Source organism: Flagellimonas lutaonensis, assembly GCF_000963865.1.
In the GTDB taxonomy this organism is placed as follows: domain Bacteria; phylum Bacteroidota; class Bacteroidia; order Flavobacteriales; family Flavobacteriaceae; genus Flagellimonas_A; species Flagellimonas_A lutaonensis.
On sequence record NZ_CP011071.1, the window covers coordinates 2,165,198 to 2,184,509 of the forward strand.

A 19,312-nucleotide genomic window follows, 5' to 3' on the forward strand; every position below is an offset into this window, starting at 1 on the left:
GTAAAGTACTTTAGCACCTTAAAATTTAAAAAATGACCAAGACAGAAGAAGTGACCTTTGATGTGTTGATCGAAATTCCGAAGGGAAGCCGAAACAAATATGAATACGACTTTACGCTGCATAAGATACGATTCGACCGAACATTGTTCTCATCCATGATGTACCCGGGCGATTATGGGTTTGTGCCAGAGACCTTGGCCTTGGACCAAGACCCGCTCGATGTACTGGTACTCGGTACAGAACCTACCTTTCCTATGGTGGTAATGGAGGTTAAGCCCATTGGTGTTTTCCACATGACTGATGAAAAAGGGCCCGATGAAAAAATAATCTGTGTGCCGGTCAACGACCCTATTTGGAGCAAGAACAACGATATCAGTGATTTGAACCCCCATAGGCTCAAAGAAATCGAACACTTTTTTCAGGTATATAAAGACTTAGAGAAGAAAAAGGTTGATACCGGTGGGTGGAGCGGTGCCGAGAAGGCCAAGGAAATCTATCGCAAATGTGTGGAGCGCTATGAGAACAGCGACCACAAGACCAAGCGTACCTTTATGATTTAAAGAATAATAGCCAATTACTAGAGCCCTTTTCCAACTTAAAAGAGGGCTTTTTTTATAGGGTTGGTTTTACTACTTTTGCCAGCACTTTAAAAACCTTAAAACTTTATTTATGGAATCAATAGTACCTTATTTATGGGGATTTGGTCTTTTGGGACTACTGTACGTTTTTGTAAAGAACGCCTGGGTCTCGAAACAGGCCGTCGGAGACGAAAAAATGGCACGTATCGCCAAGAACATCGCTGATGGCGCCATGTCTTTTCTTAAGGCAGAATATAAGATATTGGCCGTATTCGTAGTGGCCGTGGCCGCTTTGCTGGCATTTAAGGGCAGCAATGAAGAAGGCTCAAACTGGATGGTGGCCATTTCGTTCATCGTGGGGGCCATTTGTTCTGCATTGGCAGGTTTCATAGGTATGAAGGTTGCCACCAAGGCCAATGTACGTACCACCAATGCGGCCAGAACATCGTTGGGCAAGGCGCTTGAAGTTGCATTTGCCGGCGGTTCTGTAATGGGACTTGGCGTGGTAGGCCTAGGGGTGCTCGGTTTGAGTGGGCTGTTCATGATTTACAGCGGCCAAGGCTGGGGCATCAACGAAGTGTTGAACGTACTTTCAGGTTTCTCACTGGGGGCCTCTTCGATAGCACTGTTCGCCCGTGTAGGTGGCGGTATTTATACTAAGGCCGCTGATGTGGGCGCCGATCTTGTGGGTAAGGTAGAAGCGGGCATTCCTGAGGATCACCCGTTGAACCCTGCAACCATTGCAGATAACGTAGGTGACAACGTGGGTGATGTGGCCGGTATGGGCGCTGACCTTTTTGAGTCGTATGTCGGTTCCATTATCGGTACCATGGTATTGGGTGCTATTTTTGCGACCAATCCTGCCTTTACGGATGCTTTTGATGGTCTGGGAGCCGTGTATCTGCCCTTGGCATTGGCCGGTGCAGGGATCGTTATGTCGATCATAGGAACGTTTTTTGTGCGTGTCAAGGATGGGGGCAATCCGCAAACAGCCTTGAACATTGGCGAATTTGGTTCTGCATTTTTAATGCTGATAGCTTCTTATTTTTTGATTACCATGATGCTGCCCGAAACATGGACGGATGGCGGTAAAGAATATTCATCGATGGGTGTTTTCTGGGCAACTATTGCTGGTCTTGTAGCTGGTTTGGCCGTTGGTAAGGTAACCGAATATTACACTGGCACTGGTACCAAACCTGTAAACTCAATTGTGCGTCAATCAGAAACCGGATCGGCAACCAATATTATTGCCGGTTTGGGTGTTGGTATGATGTCTACTGCCATTCCAATCGTGTTGATCGCCATAGCCATTTTGGTATCGCACCACTTTGCCGGGCTGTATGGTATTGCCATTGCCGCTGTTGGTATGCTTGCCAACACGGGAATCCAGTTGGCCGTAGATGCATATGGACCTATTTCTGATAACGCCGGAGGTATTGCAGAGATGGCCGAGCTGCCGAGCGAGGTTCGTGAGCGTACCGATAAGTTGGATGCCGTAGGCAACACTACCGCGGCCATTGGTAAAGGTTTTGCGATTGCTTCAGCCGCTTTAACGGCTTTGGCGCTCTTTGCGGCATTTATGAAGACAGCGGGCGTACAGTCGATTGACGTATCGCAGCCCAAAATTATGGCGGGACTTCTAGTAGGAGGCATGCTGCCATTTGTATTCTCGGCACTTTCGATGAATGCCGTGGGCCGAGCGGCCATGGCAATGATCGAAGAGGTTCGTCGTCAGTTCAAGGATATTCCCGAATTGAAGGCCGCTTTGGAAATTATGCGCAAGTATGATTCAGACCTTTCAAAGGCAACGGAAGCAGATAGAAAGATTTTTGACGCCGCCGATGGTGTGGCCGAATATGAAAAATGTGTGGCCATTTCTACAACCGCCTCCATCAAAGAGATGGTGTTGCCCGGTTTGTTGGCAATTGCAGTGCCTGTGGCCGTAGGTTTTTTGGGCGGTGCCGATATGTTGGGAGGCTTGCTTGCAGGCGTTACCACAGCCGGGGTGTTGATGGCGATTTTTCAATCGAACGCCGGCGGTGCTTGGGATAATGCCAAGAAGACCATCGAAAGCGAGGGCCGTAAAGGTTCTGATGCCCATAAGGCTGCCGTAGTGGGTGATACTGTCGGTGATCCCTTTAAAGATACCTCGGGCCCCTCGTTGAACATCTTGTTGAAGTTGATGTCTGTTGTGGCCTTGGTCATTGCGCCCAGTTTGGTAAGCCTAACACCAGCAGATGAGGTGAGCATGTTGAAAGAAAACGGTACTGAAATAACCATTGCTACCGATGGGATGAAAGCGACCAAACAAGTAGAGAAGAAGGTAAAAGTGGTAATGAGCAATACCGAAGACGGTTCGTTCAAGGCTGTGGTAACGCAGGTCTACGAAGAGAACGGAGAAAAGAAAGAAGAGGTACGTGAATTTACCGGAGCCACAAAGGAAGAGGTCAAAAAGGCTGTTGAAGAGTACAACAATGCCATTGACATAGAATAACCCTTCGGTTCTTGCATGAATCAAAAGCCATCCGCCTAAGGCGGATGGCTTTTGATTATTGTCATTCCCGCGTAAACAGGAATCCATGTGTAGCGTTATTGTAACTTAAACGTAATGGGTATCGCAAACGGTACTTTTACAGGGGTTCCACGTTGCTTGCCAGGGGTCATTTTAGGCAGTTTTGAAATGATCCTTGCGGCTTCTCCTTCCAATGCCTCATGGGGTCCTCGCATTTTGATATTGTCGATGCTGCCATCTTTTTGAATGGTGAAGACGATATTGACACGACCTTGTAAGCCCATTTCCTGTGCCACCTTGGGGTAGCGAAAGTTTTTTCTGATATGCTTTTGCATCATCTCTTGAAAACAGGCCCGCTTATCTTCTTCATTCTCACAGCCTGGGAAAACAGGCACTTCTTCAATCACTGAAAAGGGAATTTCTTCAGGTTCGTCAATTTCAGCAACATCAATATCGGTATAATTCACAATTTCTGTGTTCTGGTCGGGCTCATTCGATTCAATGACCGACTCAATAATATCGTCATCATCAGGTGCGATTTCTATTACAGGTGGCGCCTGAATTTTGGGTTTGGGGGGATCGGGCAGCTTTTGCACGGTTATGGGCACCTCTTCAATAAGTTCTTGGGGTACATGGTGTTTGGCAATGTCGATATCGGTTTCATAAAAAGTTTTCCACTCCAATACCACGTAGGTCAATAACAGTACCGTGGCCAGGCCTATCACAAAATAGAGGTCGGTGTTTCGTTTTACTTCAAATTGCGGGTTTTTCTTTGGTTCCATCTTTTTTGTTTTTTTGGCTTTATCAGAAGCACATTAGTAATCATGATGAAACTACCATTGATTTCAGCGGAAAAAAATCGATAATGAGCGAGCGGTTGGTTTGGATGAGGGAATAGGGGTTGAAAAGAGGAATCAATAGTTGTTTTTGAGACAATGCACTGCTGTTTAAAGCAATATCTTTGATTCGATGAAATGGTTTACTGAAGATAAATTACAGATTATCGGCTTTCAGAGCTATGGTACACGCTCAATACTCCATTTGCGCGGTCGGGCCCTGGAAGACGAAAAAATAGATTTGGAACAGAAAGGTTTTTTCAATTTGCTTCGAAATACATGGAAGCGCTTTGAAACAGATGAGGTAAAGAATACGGAGATTGTGGTAAAACTTCCGAACGGTCAATCATTGCGAACCACTACCGACAACGATGGTTATTTTTTGTTGCGGGAACAGGTAAACGGCCTATCAGAATGGGCCAATGAAGAAGGTTGGGTACAACTCACAACATCATTTGCCGATACAAGTCAAAAAAAGGGAGGTTTTACACCAGAATCGCTTTCCCTCAGAGATGTTGATTCCAAAAACTTTGGCATATGGCGTTATCAGTGATATAGACGATACCATTTTGCACACTGGCGTGGTTTCTTCACTCAAGTGGCGGGTTTTGATGAATACCTTTTTCAAGAGGGCAACAAGTAGGTCGGCACTTGAAGGCACCGCATCTTTCTATCACAAACTACATCGGGGAAAGTCGGGCAGTGCGGCCAATCCCATATTTTATGTGAGCCACAGCCCATGGAACATGTACCGCTATCTGGAATTGTTTCTGAAGACCAATAATTTCCCTAAAGGACCTATCTTACTCCGCAGTATGGCAAGTTTTCGCTCGAGAAATAAAAAGAATGGAAATCCCCATAAATACCTCGAGATAGTGAACATTTTGGAAACTTATCCCGAGTTGTCATTTCTGTTGATAGGTGACAGTGGAGAAAAAGACGGTGATATATACCTTGATATATCAAACAGATTTCCTGGCAGAATTAAGGCCATCTACCTCAGAAGTGTGAACGACACCAAAAGAGTTGAGAGAATACAAGAGATGTTTCGGGATTATCGAGACGTACCTTTTCTCATGGTCAATAATACTGAAGAGGTCATAGCCCACGCCGAAGCACTTCATCTCATTCAATGATATCAAAACAGCCCGTGTATCTCGGCATCGATTTTGTTGATTACCTCGCCCAGATCTTCTTGCTTGTCAACAAAATTGACCTCATCGACATCGACAATCAGTAATTTGCCCTTTTCGTAGGTGTTTACCCAAGCCTCGTACCGTTCGTTCAGTCGGCTCAAATAGTCGATTGAGATACTGTTCTCGTACTCACGGCCCCTTTTATGGATTTGGTTAACGAGGTTTGGTATCGAACTGCGCAAGTATATCAACAGGTCTGGTGGTTGCACCAAACTTTCCATCAACTCGAACAGGCTGCGGTAATTTTCAAAATCTCGGTTGGTCATCAGGCCCATGGCATGCAGGTTGGGCGCAAAAATATGGGCATCTTCATAAATGGTTCTGTCTTGTATCACATTTTTGCCACTCTCCCGTATTTTGAGAATCTGTCGGTAACGGCTATTCAAAAAATAGATCTGTAGGTTGAAGCTCCACCGCTCCATTTGGGTATAAAAGTCATCGAGATAGGGGTTGTCGACCACATCTTCGAAATGGGCTTCCCATTTGTAATGTTTTGCCAATAAGGTGGTTAAAGTTGTTTTTCCTGCTCCAATATTTCCGGCAACAGCAATGTGCATGGTGTGTTTAGTTTTTTGAAATCCTTACAATTCCATTAAAAAAATCGGGAGGATGCAATATACAAACTGTATCGGGTTTGGTGAAAAATTTAGGTTGAAATGCACAAGGGGCTTTTCATCACAAACAATTCACAACAATATTTTGATTTTTTGGATGAATACGTACTTTTGCCATTCAAATTGGAGGATAGATTTGACTGATTGCAACCTCCCTCTCTTGAACATGTTTCAGGAACTAAAAAATGCTAAAAAGTGGTGTAAACTTCTTTGGGCTGTAACGTCAAATCTCTTCTAAATAAAAAACGATACATGCCTTATCTTTTTACCTCTGAATCTGTTAGCGAAGGACATCCAGACAAAGTGGCCGACCAAATAAGCGATGCCCTATTAGATAATTTTTTGGCGTTTGACCCTGAAAGCAAGGTGGCCTGCGAGACCTTGGTCACAACAGGCCAGGTGGTGTTGGCCGGCGAGGTGAAGAGCGATACGTATTTAGATGTTCAGAACATCGCCCGAGAGACCATCAATAAAATTGGATATACCAAGGGGGAGTACCAGTTCAGCGGTGATTCGTGCGGGGTTATTTCATTGATACATGAGCAATCACAAGAGATCAACCAAGGGGTTGATCGGGGTTCAAAAGAAGAACAGGGTGCCGGCGACCAGGGCATGATGTTCGGGTACGCCACCAACGAAACCGAAAATTATATGCCCTTGGCATTGGATATTTCGCACAAGATCTTGCAGGTTTTGTCAGATTTACGAAAAGAGGGTTCTGAAATGCCCTATCTGCGACCTGATGCCAAGGCACAGGTGACCATCGAATACTCTGATAAGAACGTGCCGCAGCGCATCGACACCATCGTGGTCTCTACCCAGCACGATGAATTTGATAGTGATGAGAAGATGTTGGAGCGCATCAAGAATGATATCATCAAAATTTTGATACCGAAGGTAAAAGCGCAACTACCTGAATATGTACAAGAGCTTTTCAATAATGATATCAAGTACCACATTAACCCCACAGGAAAATTTGTGATCGGTGGCCCCCATGGTGATACAGGCCTTACGGGAAGAAAAATCATTATCGACACCTATGGTGGCAAGGGTGCCCATGGGGGCGGGGCCTTCAGTGGAAAAGATCCTAGTAAAGTAGATCGCAGTGCCGCCTATGCGGCACGCCATGCAGCCAAAAATTTAGTGGCAGCCGGGGTGGCCGATGAGATAATGGTGCAGGTCAGCTATGCGATAGGGGTAGTGGAACCTACCTCGATTTTTGTGGACACGTTTGGTACCTCAAAAGTGGCGCTATCAGATGGTGAAATTGCCGAAAAGGTGATGGAGTTGTTCGACATGCGTCCGTTTGCCATTGAAGAGCGCTTGAAACTCCGAAATCCCATCTATCTTGAAACCGCAGCCTATGGCCATATGGGTAAAGAGCCGCGAACTGTGACCAAGGTTTTTGAATCGCCCTATAACGGCCGTGTTGAAAAAGAGGTTGAGCTCTTCACTTGGGAGAAGTTGGATAGCGTCGAGAAGGTCAAGGAAGCTTTTGGATTATAGTTGTTATTTGATTTAAAACTGTCAGTTTTAGCGCAGTCGAAAACTATTTTAGGATAAACCTTTTTAGGACATCACAACCGTGCTCGATGTGACATCAGTATTACTTTCATATAACTTTCACTTCAGATTTCTTTTGTAGTTTTAGACTCGTACCAAAACCTATCGAAATGAAATTACGCTTTCAACTGCTTGTGGTGTCTTTTGCGACATTGACAATTATTTCCTCCTGTAAAAAAACCACCAAAACAGCAACGCTCGTTGAAGAGAACTATGTTGAACTTCACTATAATAAGCAAGAGGTGGATATTGAAATGCGCGATGGGGTGAAATTGCATACGACTATTTATTCCCCCAAGGATACTTCCAAAGAATACCCCATATTGATGCAACGAACGCCCTACAGCTCTAGGCCTTATGGCGAAGGGAAGTTTAAGAAAAAGATTGGGCCTAACATCCATCTGATGAAAGAGGGCAATATAATCGTCTACCAAGATGTTCGTGGGCGTTGGTTGAGCGAGGGGCATTATGAGAATATGAGGGCCTACATTCCAAACAAGACGTCGAACGACCAAGTTGATGAAAGCACCGATACGTACGATACCATCGAATGGCTTGTAAACAATGTAGAGAACAATAATGGCCGGGTAGGTGTTTGGGGCATTTCATACCCCGGCTTTTATGCCACCTATGCCACCATAGACCCACATCCCGCCTTAAAGGCATCTTCACCGCAGGCGTGCATCGGTGATTTCTTTTTTGATGATTTTCACCACAACGGGGCCTATCTGTTGAGTTATTTCAGGGCCACCTCGGTATTTGGCACCCCACGGCCCAATGGTGACCAGCCTATTGACACAGCCTGGTATACCTTGCCCGATATCGGTACCGAAGACCAGTACCAGTTTTTTTTGGATGCGGGTCCGTTGAAGAACCTCAATCATTTTTTTGAATACGATATCAAGGACATGACTTCTATCTCTCCGGACGAAATGACCGATGATTTCTTCTGGAACGAACTCAAAGAACACCCCAACTACGATGAATTATGGCAACGTCGCGGATTGATCCAACATCTCGATAAAACAAAACCCCATGTAGCCACCATGATCGTGGGCGGATGGTTTGATGCCGAAGACCTGTACGGCCCGTTGGAAACCTACAAGAACATTGAAAAGCACAATGAAGGTGCTTACAATACCATAGTATTTGGGCCGTGGGACCATGGTGGTTGGGCCCGTAGAAATGGTAGAACCACCGTAGGAAACTATTATTTCGGAGACAGTATTTCGGAGTTTTATCAAGAAGCGATAGAGACCAAGTTCTTTAACCATTTTTTGAAGGGCGAAGGCAGTGGCAATACGGGCCTACCTGAGGCGTATGTGTTCGACACCGGAAAAAAGGAATGGAAACAATACGATACATGGCCGCCCGCAGGAGTGGTCAAAAAAACCATGTACTTATCTCCTGATCAAGAACTGACCGATGATCGCAAGGATGTTGTTGGGGTCAAGTTTATTAGCGATGTGACCAAACCGGTACCGTATTCAGAAGACATCAAATCAGTTTTCACCCCGCGAAAATATATGACCGACGACCAACGCTTTGCCGCACGCCGTTCAGACGTGTTGGTGTTTGAGACCGACCCGCTCGAAGAAGACCTTACCCTGGCCGGTGATATATTTGCCCGTTTAAACGTCGCCACTACGGGTACTGCCGCCGACTGGATCGTAAAGGTCATCGATGTGCACCCCCATGATGCCGAGACCAACGAAGAAATGCAAGATCATCTGAAAATGAGCAACTACCACATGATGGTACGCAGTGAGGTAATGCGTGGGCGCTTCCGCAATAGTTTCTCAAATCCAGAACCGTTTGTTCCCAACCAGAAGACAAATGTTACCATTAAGCTGCAAGATGTTTTCCATACCATCAAAAAAGGCCATAAACTTCAGATTCAGGTACAGAGCACGTGGTTTCCGCTCATTGATTTAAATCCGCAGACCTATGTCGAGAACATTTTTAAGGCCGATGAGGATGATTTTAAAACGCAGACCCATGCGGTTTTTACCGATTCGAATATTGAGTTTTCGGTGTTGCGGTAGATTTCTCACATTCTCCTGAATTCCCTCTTGATCGGTTTGAAATGATGATTGACAATTAAAGAACCCTGGTGTCATTTCGAAATGAACGAAGTGACTGAGAAATATATAAAGAATGTGATTACCCTATGAAATCACTAGGTATTTTGTGAAATTTTGCCAAATGATTAGGATATTCGAAAATTCTTCCGTTAACTTTGTTCCAGTAAGTTCAAACACGTATTGAATAGTTATCAAGAAAGGTGGAGGGAATAGACCCTATGAAGCCTTAGCAACCTCCCGCTCCACGTGGAAAGGTGCTACATTCTATCCCTAAGTAGATTTGGGAAAAGATAGCAACCATTGAATCACCTCGATATTTCTTTCTTGTAACTTTTTTGATTGTGTCTTTTCACAAAAGCGGAAGGGCCATCGTGTTTTTAAATCATTTGTAATCTAAAATTTAAAAACAATGAGCGATCAAAAGTTTTCTACCAACGCCCTGCATGCGGGGCACGATGTAACGGCCAATGCGGGCACAAGGGCCGTTCCCATTTACCAGAGTACGGCCTATGTGTTCAACAATGCCGAGCATGCGGCCAACCTTTTTTCTTTGGTGGAGTTCGGCAACATCTACACACGGATCAATAACCCGACCAATGACATTCTCGAGCAGCGTTTGGCTGCCTTAGAGGGTGGCATCGCATCAGTGGTAACCGCTTCGGGCACCGCGGCCCTGAATACGGCGTTATTGGTATTGTTGAAGGCGGGCGACCATATTGTTGCCTCAAACAGCCTTTATGGGGGCACATACAATCTATTGAACGTTACCCTGCCGCGCTTGGGCATTACCACGACTTTTGTGGATCCAACAGACCCAACCAATTTCGGGAAGGCAGTAAAAGACAATACCCGGGCCATTTTTGTGGAGTCCGTTGGTAATCCAAAACTCGACGTACTGGATTTAAAAGCGATTTCTTCGGAAGCGAAAAAAGCCAAAGTGCCCTTTATTGTTGACAATACCGTGGCCACTCCTGCTTTGTTGAACCCTATTGAGCATGGCGCGAACATCGTCATCCATTCCTTGACCAAGTATATCAATGGCAATGGTACCGCTTTGGGCGGGGCCATAATCGATGCGGGCACCTTTGATTGGGCCAATGGAAAGTTTCCGGAGTTCACCGAACCATCACCCGGTTATCACGGGCTCGTTTATCACGAAGCACTTGGCCCGGCGGCCTTTATTGCCAAGGTGCGCATCGAGGGCCTGCGCGACCATGGGGCTGCCTTGAGTCCGTTCAACGCCTTCCAAATCATTCAAGGCTTGGAAACGTTGGAAGTACGTATGAAAAAACACAGCGAGAATGCCCTTGCCTTGGCTAAATGGTTGGAACAGAGAGATGAGGTCGCTTGGGTAAATTACCCAGGTCTGCCAACGAGCAAGTACAAGGCACAGGCCGATGCCTATTTGCCAAAAGGACAGAGTGGGCTGGTAACCTTTGGTGTAAAAGGGGGTTACGAATCTGCCAAGAAAATTGCCGATGAGACCAAGATTTTCTCTTTATTGGCGAACATTGGCGATACCAAGTCACTGATTATCCACCCAGCAAGCACCACCCACCAACAGTTGAATGATGCTGCGCAGGAATTGACAGGGGTAACCAAGGATTTGATTCGCCTGTCGGTAGGTTTGGAAGATTTGGATGACCTGAAAGCTGATTTGGAACAGGCCTTTGCCACGATTGATAAATCGGTTTTGGCTTAAATACTCATTGTCACATCGAGCGCAGTCGAGATACCTCTTGTACATATGGCTCTAAGCTGCGCTGGAACTGACATAATAAACTTCAACAAAAAAATGCTGCAAAAACTCCAAATAAAAAACTTCAATACCCTAAGTGGGGCCACTCAAGATTTGCAATTGTCTTACCAATTGTTTGGCCAGCGCCTGCATTCGGCTCCCATTGTTTTGGTAAACCATGCCCTTACGGGCAATTCGAACGTGGCGGGCGAAAAGGGTTGGTGGTCAGATTTGATAGGGGACGGCAAGTGTATTGACACCCAAAGATATACGGTGCTCTCGTTCAATATCCCCGGTAACGGGCACGATGGTTTTGTGATTGATAATTATAAGGATTTCGTGGCAGGCGACATCGCCAAGATATTTTTACTGGGCCTCAAAAAGTTGGAGATTGATAGGCTCTACGCCATTATCGGTGGTTCGTTGGGCGGGGGAATCGCTTGGGAAATGGCTGTTCTGAACCCCAAAATAACGGAACACTTGGTTCCCGTGGCCTCAGATTGGAAATCGACCGATTGGCTTATTGCCAATTGCCAGATCCAAGAGCAGATCTTGAAAAATTCACGACAACCGGTACACGATGCCAGAATGCATGCCATGCTCTGCTACCGAACCCCTGAATCTTTCAAAGAGCGATTTCAGCGGAGTACGAACGAAGAACTACAAGTGTTCAATGTCGAGAGCTGGTTGATGCACCATGGTAAAAAGTTGCAAGAACGCTTTCAATTATCGGCTTATAAACTGATGAATCAGTTGCTCAAGACCATTGATTTGACCCGAAATGGGGAAGAGGCTTTTAAAAAATTGCAGCAAAGCGATACAAAGATCCACATCATAGGGGTGAACTCCGATCTTTTTTTTACGGCAGAGGAAAACAAGGAAACCTACAAGCGATTGGCACAGGCCAATAGCAACGTCACGTATGGCGAAGTACAATCGTTGCACGGCCATGACGCTTTTTTGATGGAGTTCAAACAACTGGAAAACCTGCTCAAAGAAGTTTTTCCGAAGCAGGAAAAAGCAGGGGGCCTCAAAATTCTGAAATTTGGCGGAAAGTCATTGGCCAATGGCAAGGGACTTGAGCTGGTACTTGATATTATTTCCGAAAAGGTAAATGCTGGCGAAAACATTGCAGTAGTGCTCTCGGCACGTCAAAATGCCACAGATGAACTTGAGAGAATGCTGGACAAGGCGGTCAGGGGCCTTCCCTTTGAAGAAGACATCAAGAACTTTGAACGCTATCAGAAATCCGATTTGGGCACCATAGATTTTTCAGACGAGGTCGCGCAGGTAGCCCAGAAGCTGAAAGGGGTATCCCTTCTTGGGGATTATAGTCCAAAAACCAAGGATGCCCTGCTCGCCTACGGTGAACTTATTTCCTCAAGGTTTGTGGCGGCCCTGCTCAACGAGAGGGGCATCAAGGCAGAAGCCATTGACACCCGCGAATTGATAAAGACCGATGGTTCGTTTGGCAATGCCCAAGTGGATGAAGGGACCTCAAAACTGAACGTGCTGCAGCGGTTCGCCCAGCTTGATAGGGACACCGTGCCCATAGTGACAGGTTTTATTGCCTCGAACCACGAGGGTGAGACCACGACCTTGGGTAGAAACGGCAGCAACTATACCGCGGCACTATTGGCCAATTTTCTTGACGCCGACGAGGTTTTGAATTACACACATGTTGATGGTATTTTTACGGCAAATCCCGATTTGGTGCACGAGGCACAGATCATCGAAAACCTGTCGTACGAAGAGGCCAACGAACTGGCCAATTTTGGGGCAAAGGTGCTACATGCCAAGACCATCATCCCATTGATAGAAAAAAACATTCCCCTTCGAATTCTCAATACGTTCAACCCGGGTTCCAAAGGAACGCTCATAAGTGCCAAGGCCCAAGAAGAGGGCATCAAGTCACTTTCCGTTATTGAAAATGTGTCGTTGGTAAACCTTGAGGGTAGGGGGTTGTTGGGCAAGGCGGGGATCGATGCCCGTATTTTCAATGCCTTGGGAAGAAGAAATATAAGCGTTGGCATCATTTCTCAGGGATCGTCTGAACGCGGCATTGGTCTGGTGGTTGATGCCGATAGGGCCTTTGAGGCCAAAAAGGCACTGGACGATGAGTTTGAAACCGACTACTCCGCAAAAGATGTCAATGCGATTTCAATTGTGAAAGATGTGGCCGTCATCTCCATTGTGGGCCAAGATTTGGGTTCGTTCCACAGACCATATGCCTCACTGGTGAAGAACCATATTGAACCGTTGCTTTTCAACAATACTGTAACGGGCAAGAACGTAAGTTTGGTGGTACGAAAAACAGATTTGCACAAGGCCCTGAATGTGATGCACGGTCAAATTTTTGGGGTGGATAAAAAAATCAACTTGGCCATTTTCGGGCATGGAAATGTCGGTGGCACGCTCATCGACCAGATCTTGAGATCACACGAGACCATCAAAAAGCGAAAGGGACTGGACCTGAACATTTTTGCCATTTGCAATTCCCAAGGGGGACTGCTCGATAAAAAAGGAATCAAAGGCGATTGGCGAAAAAAGTTATCAGAACAGGCCGGTGGTTGTACCGTTTTCGATATTATTGCCCATGCCAATGAAAACCATCTCGAAAATCTGATTGCCATTGACAATACGGCAAGTGAAGATTTTGTAAACCATTATTTTGAACTGATAAGGGCCGGTTTCGACCTCGTCTCGTCGAACAAGATTGCCAATACGCTCGATTACGACTATTACAGTCAAATTCGAAAATGTTTGGCAGAGGTTCAAAAACAATATCTTTATGAGACCAATGTCGGTGCTGGGCTTCCGTTGATCGACACCATCAAACTTTTGCACTTGTCAGGAGAGAACATCACTAGGATCAAAGGGGTCTTTTCAGGGTCGTTGAGCTATATTTTCAATACGTTTTCTGAAGTTGACCGACCTTTTTCAGAAATCGTGCTCGAGGCCATGCAAAAGGGCTTTACCGAACCTGACCCACGTGAAGATTTGAGCGGAAATGATGTGGGGCGCAAATTGCTGATCTTGGCAAGGGAATTGGAATTGCGCAACGAGTTTTCTGACATTGCGATAGAGAATCTGATTCCCAAACAAATGGCAACCATTTCAAAGGAAGATTTTTTGAATGGCCTACCGCGGTTAGATGAAGAATTTGGAAGAAAAAAAGAAGCACAACAACCCGACCATGTGTTGCGCTACGTAGGGGATTTACACGGTGACTTGCGGCAAGACAAGGGAGTTTTGGAGGTTAAATTGATTTCTGTGCCCAAGTCCAATGCGCTTGGGCAGGTGAAAGGCTCTGACTCCATTATCGAGATTTACACCGAGTCATATGGCGACCACCCACTTGTGATTCAGGGAGCAGGGGCAGGGGCAGCCGTCACGGCTAGGGGTGTGTTCGGCGATATTCTGAGGATTGCGGAAAAATTGTAATAATGAATTAAAAGCTCCTCCACTCAGATGAGGGGAGGTGGATGCTGGCCTGTCATACTGAGCGCAGTCGAAATTTGGTGGCTGAGCGTAGTCGAAGCCACTTCATAATTAAAAACAAATGAAAGGGTATCTCTACATTTTGGAATGTGCCGATGGGGGCTACTATACAGGAAGTACCGTAGATTTGGAAAAAAGAATTGTGGAGCATCAAGAGGGGAAAGGTGCGAATCATACCAAAAAACGACTTCCGGTAAGATTAATATATGTTGAAGAATACCATAGAATTGACACGGCCTTTTATCGTGAAAAACAGGTTCAAGGTTGGTCTAGATCTAAAAAGGAAGCTTTGATTTCTGGCCAATTTGATGACCTGCCAAATCTATCAGAATGTCAAAATGATAGTATTATAAGTATTTCAAAGAAGTTGAACAATAGTGGCTTCGACTACGCTCAGCCACCGCAATCTTTACAATGGATACCAAAAAATTTGAAACCAACGCAATACGCAACCAACTAGGGCGCACCCAATATCTAGAGCATTCGGCACCTATGTTTCTGACTTCGAGCTATGTGTTTGAGGATGCTGAGGATATGCGGGCTTCCTTCGCCGAGGAAAAGGATAGGAACGTGTATTCGCGGTACTCCAACCCCAATACTTCAGAATTCATAGAAAAGGTATGCCTGATGGAAGCTGCCGAAGCAGGCTTTGCCTTTTCTTCGGGTATGGCTGCGGTATTTTCCACGTTTGCCGCACTGCTCGAGAGCGGCGACCATATTTTGTCTGCTCGAAGTGTTTTTGGGTCGACCCACTCATTGTACACCAATTTTTTTCCAAAATGGAACATAGAGACTACCTTTTTTGGAGTGGATGAAGTTGAAAAAGTGGCACAACTTGTACGGCCCAACACCAAAATCCTCTATGCCGAGTCGCCCACCAATCCCGGAGTCGATGTGCTGGATCTCGAATTTTTGGGAAAACTGGCCAAAGAGCACAACCTTATTTTTGTGGTTGACAACTGTTTTGCCTCGCCCTATTTGCAACAACCCATCAAGTTTGGGGCGCACTTGGTCATTCACTCCGGCACCAAGTTGATGGATGGTCAGGGCCGTGTGCTGGCCGGCATCACCGTGGGCCAAGCTGATTTGATAGACAAAATATATCGGTTTTCACGCATTACGGGTCCTTCGCTGTCGCCTTTCAATGCCTGGGTGCTGTCAAAGAGTTTGGAGACCTTGGCCGTAAGGGTCGATAGGCATTGTGCGAACGCTTTAACGTTGGCAGAATTTCTAGAGAGCCATGAAAAGGTGAATTGGGTGAAATATCCATTTTTAAAATCGCATCCACAATATGAACTGGCCAAAAAACAGATGAAAGCTGGTGGTTGTGTGTTGGCTTTTGAAATAAAGGGCGGACTAGAAGCGGGGCGAAAATTCTTCGACTCCATTCAGTTGTTGTCGCTCTCGGCCAACTTGGGTGATGCGCGAAGCATCGTGACGCATCCTGCTTCGACCACACATAGCAAACTGACACCTGAAGAACGAAAGTCGGTGGGCATTTCAGAGGGCATGGTTCGGGTGTCTGCTGGGCTGGAGCATATTGACGACATTATTGCCGATATCGAGCAGGCCTTGAACAATGCATAGTAACGTATGATTCCATGGCCTCTCTGCAGTATTTAGAAATCGTTTCTTTTGACCCAAAATATGCCAAAGATTTTGCACGCTTGAACATTGAGTGGCTAGATAAGTATTTTGTTGTAGAGCCCCATGACGCAGCGCTCTTGGAAAAGTGTGAGGAAACCATTATCAATCGGGGAGGGCATATTTTTTTCACTTTGGACGGGGAAACCATTATGGGCACTGTAGCGTTGATCCCCATGGCGGATGATGTCTATGAGTTGGGTAAAATGGCGGTATCTGAAGCGTATCAAGGAAGAAAGGTCGGTCAGCTATTGCTACAACATTGTATTGACTTTGGAAAAGAACAAGGCTGGAAAAAATTGGTTTTATACTCGAATACGATTCTTGAAAACGCCATACATATCTACCGGAAGTATGGTTTTGTTGAGGTGCCACTTGAGCCGAATACCACTTATCTACGGAGCAATATCAAAATGGAGCGCCCGCTATAGAGTGTTGTTCCGACCATAAATCAAAACATGGTGTCGATAGGGTTTAGGGCAAACACTGCTATTTTAACTATATTCGCATTGATGCTATCAAAGAAGACGAAATACGGACTCAAGGCCTTGACCTATCTGGCCTCCCAAGAAAATAGGGAGCCTGTTCAGATTGCTGAGATCGCGAAGCACGAGAATATTTCCCAAAAATTTTTGGAAAGCATCTTGCTCATATTGCGCCGAAACGGTTTTTTAGGCTCCAAAAAGGGTAAAGGAGGCGGTTACTACCTTATCAAAGAACCCCAAGAGATTCCGATGGCCAGCGTTATGCGCATTTTAGAGGGACCTATTGCCATGGTGCCCTGTGTAAGCCTTAATTTCTATGAAAAATGCGATGATTGCCCTGATGAAAAGACTTGCTCGGTACATAAATTGATGTTGCAGGTCAGGGATGCCAACCTGGCCGTATATCGCAATACGACCCTTGCCGATTTGATTGCTTAATTGTTTTGATCTAATTCACGAAAGCTTACCAATTCCTAAATTTTTGACACCGATTATTATTAATCTATTAAAACGATAGGGTAAATTGAAATTTTAAGAAGATTTTACGTTTTGATATTTGGGGAAATTATATTTTTGTTTCCTACTAAATCGATAGGACAATATTTTTTACTATGATAGCAGACCAAATCGTACTGGCCAACAAAGAAAAAAAGGCATCATACTCCCAAGATAAATCCTCTGAAAAACCCGTACGCAGTATTGTCAAATCTATCAGCTGGCGGGTGATCGGCACTCTCGACACCATCATAATCTCTTGGATTATTACAGGAACACTGACCCTCGCTTTTTCGATAGGGGCGGTAGAGTTGGTTACCAAAATGGTGCTATACTTTTTTCATGAACGTATTTGGAACAACATCAATTGGGGCAAATAAAACTTCAAGCCATGGCATTGACAGCACAGCAGGTAGAAAATCTAAATGCCCAATTCAAGGGTATTCCTCCCCAAGAAATCATTTCATGGGCCATCAATCACGGTCAACGGCCGGTGGTGACGACGAATTTTCGTCCGTATGAAGTGGCCATTTTACACGCAGTGGTTGACGTTGACCCGACTATACCCGTCATTTGGTGTGATACGGGCTATAACACGCCCAACACCTACAAGCATGCAGAAGAGCTGATTTCGAGGTTGGGGCTGAACATCAAATTGTACGTACCGAAACAGACAGTGGCGTACCGCGATGTGGTGATGGGCATTCCCCAGATTGATGACCCACGGCATGCCGAATTTACGGAACAGGTAAAGCTGGAACCGTTCAGACGGGCCATGGCAGCGCACCAACCCGATGTGTGGTTCACGAATCTGAGAAAAGGGCAGACGGCACTGCGTGATTCTTTGGATATTCTCAGTTTGAGCAAAGATGGCGTGTTGAAAGTGAGTCCGTTTTACTATTGGAACGATGCCCAATTGGATGCCTATTTGAAAGAATATGAATTACCCAACGAACACAATTATTTCGACCCCACCAAGGTGCTTGAAAACCGGGAGTGTGGGTTGCATACATAAGAATGAGTATTAGATACGAAGACTCAGCTCCTCCCCTTGATTAAGGGGAGGTGTCCGACGAAGGAGGACGGAGGGGTTTTCAAAAATTTAAATTTTTGATTTGAACACAATTTTGGAAGAAATAAAGACGATTGAAGCTGAAAAGCGGCTTGACAAGCCAAGGGCCAATGCGTTGGAACATGAGGCCATTTACATTATTCGAGAGGTCGCTGCCCAGTTTGAAAGGCCCGTATTGCTGTTTTCAGGAGGAAAAGATTCCATTACATTGGTACGCTTGGCGCAAAAGGCCTTTTGGCCAGCAAAGATTCCTTTTCCGTTGTTGCACATCGATACCGGGCACAACTTTCCCGAAACCATAGCCTTTCGTGATCGATTGGTAGAGGAATTGGGAGTGGAATTGATTGTGAGAAAGGTGCAGGATTCCATCGACCAAGGAAAAGTAGTGGAAGAAACGGGCAAATATGCAAGCCGAAACATATTGCAGACCACCACCTTGTTAGATGCCATTGAAGAGCTCAAGTTCGATGCCTGTATCGGTGGTGCACGCCGCGATGAGGAAAAGGCCCGTGCCAAAGAGCGTATCTTTTCGGTACGTGACGATTTTGGCCAGTGGGATGAAAAAAACCAGCGCCCCGAATTGTTCGATATGCTGAACGGGCAAATTGAGCACGGTCAAAATGTGCGGGTGTTTCCTATCAGCAACTGGACGGAATTGGACGTTTGGAGCTACATCCAAAAAGAAAATATTGAAATACCCTCCATTTACTTTGCCCATAGGCGAAAAACATTTTTACGAGATGGTCTGATATGGTCTGCCGAAGATGATGTGGTATTTAGGGCCGAAGATGAAGCAGTCGAAGAACGTACGGTACGCTTTCGAACCGTGGGCGATATGAGTTGTACGGCGGCGGTAGAGTCCACAGCGGACACCATCGACAAGGTAGTGGCCGAAATCAGGAGTTCAAAGATCTCTGAACGCGGTGCACGTATCGACGACAAACGCTCAGAGGCGGCAATGGAAAAAAGAAAACAACAAGGATATTTTTAGGCC

The 19,312-nt window shown here is 45.6% G+C and carries 17 protein-coding genes and 1 riboswitch; of the genes, 15 read left to right on the forward strand and 2 right to left on the reverse strand.

Going from position 1 to position 19,312, the window contains the following annotated elements:
* The first annotated feature begins 32 nt into the window (after positions 1-32).
* Entirely contained in the window at positions 33-560 is a 528-nt protein-coding gene (locus VC82_RS10120) for an inorganic diphosphatase (protein ID WP_045802270.1), read from the forward strand.
* A gap of 109 nt (positions 561-669) precedes the next feature.
* Complete coding sequence (locus tag VC82_RS10125) at positions 670-3,072, forward strand: sodium-translocating pyrophosphatase (protein WP_045802271.1); 2,403 nt, start codon at positions 670-672, stop codon at positions 3,070-3,072.
* Between the two features lie 95 nt (positions 3,073-3,167).
* On the opposite strand, the gene VC82_RS10130 is transcribed toward VC82_RS10125, so the two are convergent.
* On the reverse strand, positions 3,168-3,872 hold the full coding sequence (locus tag VC82_RS10130; RefSeq protein ID WP_045802272.1) for an energy transducer TonB: 705 nt from the start codon (positions 3,870-3,872) through the stop codon (positions 3,168-3,170).
* A 187-nt stretch (positions 3,873-4,059) separates the two neighbouring features.
* On the opposite strand from VC82_RS10130, the gene VC82_RS15915 reads away from it, so the two are divergent.
* Positions 4,060-4,479 (forward strand): hypothetical protein, encoded by a 420-nt coding sequence (locus tag VC82_RS15915; RefSeq protein WP_313777694.1) that lies wholly within the window; start codon positions 4,060-4,062, stop codon positions 4,477-4,479.
* Positions 4,439-5,062: a phosphatase domain-containing protein gene (locus VC82_RS15920; protein ID WP_313777695.1), complete on the forward strand. Its 624-nt coding sequence runs from the start codon at positions 4,439-4,441 to the stop codon at positions 5,060-5,062. The genes VC82_RS15915 and VC82_RS15920 overlap by 41 nt, the downstream gene beginning before the upstream one ends.
* A gap of 2 nt (positions 5,063-5,064) precedes the next feature.
* Here the strand turns inward: VC82_RS15920 and VC82_RS10140 are convergent, their stop codons facing one another.
* Positions 5,065-5,679, reverse strand: coding sequence for a deoxynucleoside kinase (locus tag VC82_RS10140; RefSeq protein ID WP_045802273.1), 615 nt, complete (start codon positions 5,677-5,679; stop codon positions 5,065-5,067).
* A gap of 309 nt (positions 5,680-5,988) precedes the next feature.
* On the opposite strand from VC82_RS10140, the gene metK reads away from it, so the two are divergent.
* From metK to cysD, 11 genes are all read left to right on the forward strand, one after another.
* Positions 5,989-7,242 (forward strand): methionine adenosyltransferase, encoded by a 1,254-nt coding sequence (gene metK, locus VC82_RS10145; RefSeq protein ID WP_045802274.1) that lies wholly within the window; start codon positions 5,989-5,991, stop codon positions 7,240-7,242.
* A 167-nt stretch (positions 7,243-7,409) separates the two neighbouring features.
* On the forward strand, positions 7,410-9,344 hold the full coding sequence (locus VC82_RS10150; protein WP_045802275.1) for a CocE/NonD family hydrolase: 1,935 nt from the start codon (positions 7,410-7,412) through the stop codon (positions 9,342-9,344).
* Positions 9,345-9,568: 224 nt separating this feature from the next.
* Positions 9,569-9,680: riboswitch (SAM riboswitch) on the forward strand.
* Positions 9,681-9,792: 112 nt separating this feature from the next.
* Positions 9,793-11,085 carry an O-acetylhomoserine aminocarboxypropyltransferase/cysteine synthase family protein gene (locus VC82_RS10155; protein WP_045802276.1) on the forward strand — a complete coding sequence of 431 codons (1,293 nt, stop codon included), beginning with the start codon at positions 9,793-9,795 and terminating at the stop codon, positions 11,083-11,085.
* Between the two features lie 93 nt (positions 11,086-11,178).
* Positions 11,179-14,565 carry a bifunctional aspartate kinase/homoserine dehydrogenase I gene (thrA, locus tag VC82_RS10160; protein ID WP_045803381.1) on the forward strand — a complete coding sequence of 1,129 codons (3,387 nt, stop codon included), beginning with the start codon at positions 11,179-11,181 and terminating at the stop codon, positions 14,563-14,565.
* Positions 14,566-14,683: 118 nt separating this feature from the next.
* On the forward strand, positions 14,684-15,082 hold the full coding sequence (locus VC82_RS10165) for a GIY-YIG nuclease family protein (protein ID WP_045802277.1): 399 nt from the start codon (positions 14,684-14,686) through the stop codon (positions 15,080-15,082).
* Positions 15,037-16,209, forward strand: a complete 1,173-nt coding sequence (locus tag VC82_RS10170; protein WP_045802278.1) for a trans-sulfuration enzyme family protein — start codon at positions 15,037-15,039, stop codon at positions 16,207-16,209. Before VC82_RS10165 ends, VC82_RS10170 begins: the two co-directional genes overlap by 46 nt.
* Positions 16,210-16,223: 14 nt before the next feature.
* The gene (locus tag VC82_RS10175; RefSeq protein WP_045802279.1) at positions 16,224-16,697 is read left to right on the forward strand and encodes a GNAT family N-acetyltransferase; all 474 of its coding nucleotides are present in this window, start codon (positions 16,224-16,226) and stop codon (positions 16,695-16,697) included.
* 81 nt (positions 16,698-16,778) lie between these two features.
* Positions 16,779-17,189: an RrF2 family transcriptional regulator gene (locus tag VC82_RS10180; RefSeq protein WP_045802280.1), complete on the forward strand. Its 411-nt coding sequence runs from the start codon at positions 16,779-16,781 to the stop codon at positions 17,187-17,189.
* Positions 17,190-17,362: 173 nt separating this feature from the next.
* Entirely contained in the window at positions 17,363-17,626 is a 264-nt protein-coding gene (locus VC82_RS10185; protein ID WP_045802281.1) for a DUF2061 domain-containing protein, read from the forward strand.
* Positions 17,627-17,637: 11 nt separating this feature from the next.
* Complete coding sequence (locus VC82_RS10190) at positions 17,638-18,261, forward strand: phosphoadenosine phosphosulfate reductase domain-containing protein (protein ID WP_045803382.1); 624 nt, start codon at positions 17,638-17,640, stop codon at positions 18,259-18,261.
* Between the two features lie 109 nt (positions 18,262-18,370).
* Complete coding sequence (gene cysD, locus VC82_RS10195; protein ID WP_417935068.1) at positions 18,371-19,309, forward strand: sulfate adenylyltransferase subunit CysD; 939 nt, start codon at positions 18,371-18,373, stop codon at positions 19,307-19,309.
* Positions 19,310-19,312: the final 3 nt, after the last annotated feature.

Bases quoted from the DNA above. Each gene is read 5' to 3' on its own strand.
- VC82_RS10150 (WP_045802275.1), top strand. From the start codon at position 7,410: ATGAAATTACGCTTTCAACTGCTTGTGGTGTCTTTTGCGACATTGACA.
- VC82_RS15915 (WP_313777694.1), top strand. From the start codon at position 4,060: ATGAAATGGTTTACTGAAGATAAATTACAGATTATCGGCTTTCAGAGC.
- thrA (WP_045803381.1), top strand. From the start codon at position 11,179: ATGCTGCAAAAACTCCAAATAAAAAACTTCAATACCCTAAGTGGGGCC.
- VC82_RS10120 (WP_045802270.1), top strand. From the start codon at position 33: ATGACCAAGACAGAAGAAGTGACCTTTGATGTGTTGATCGAAATTCCG.
- VC82_RS15920 (WP_313777695.1), top strand. From the start codon at position 4,439: ATGTTGATTCCAAAAACTTTGGCATATGGCGTTATCAGTGATATAGAC.
- metK (WP_045802274.1), top strand. From the start codon at position 5,989: ATGCCTTATCTTTTTACCTCTGAATCTGTTAGCGAAGGACATCCAGAC.
- VC82_RS10185 (WP_045802281.1), top strand. From the start codon at position 17,363: ATGATAGCAGACCAAATCGTACTGGCCAACAAAGAAAAAAAGGCATCA.
- VC82_RS10175 (WP_045802279.1), top strand. From the start codon at position 16,224: ATGGCCTCTCTGCAGTATTTAGAAATCGTTTCTTTTGACCCAAAATAT.
- VC82_RS10125 (WP_045802271.1), top strand. From the start codon at position 670: ATGGAATCAATAGTACCTTATTTATGGGGATTTGGTCTTTTGGGACTA.
- VC82_RS10130 (WP_045802272.1), bottom strand. From the start codon at position 3,872: ATGGAACCAAAGAAAAACCCGCAATTTGAAGTAAAACGAAACACCGAC.
- VC82_RS10140 (WP_045802273.1), bottom strand. From the start codon at position 5,679: ATGCACATTGCTGTTGCCGGAAATATTGGAGCAGGAAAAACAACTTTA.
- VC82_RS10190 (WP_045803382.1), top strand. From the start codon at position 17,638: ATGGCATTGACAGCACAGCAGGTAGAAAATCTAAATGCCCAATTCAAG.
- VC82_RS10165 (WP_045802277.1), top strand. From the start codon at position 14,684: ATGAAAGGGTATCTCTACATTTTGGAATGTGCCGATGGGGGCTACTAT.
- VC82_RS10155 (WP_045802276.1), top strand. From the start codon at position 9,793: ATGAGCGATCAAAAGTTTTCTACCAACGCCCTGCATGCGGGGCACGAT.
- VC82_RS10170 (WP_045802278.1), top strand. From the start codon at position 15,037: ATGGATACCAAAAAATTTGAAACCAACGCAATACGCAACCAACTAGGG.
- VC82_RS10180 (WP_045802280.1), top strand. From the start codon at position 16,779: ATGCTATCAAAGAAGACGAAATACGGACTCAAGGCCTTGACCTATCTG.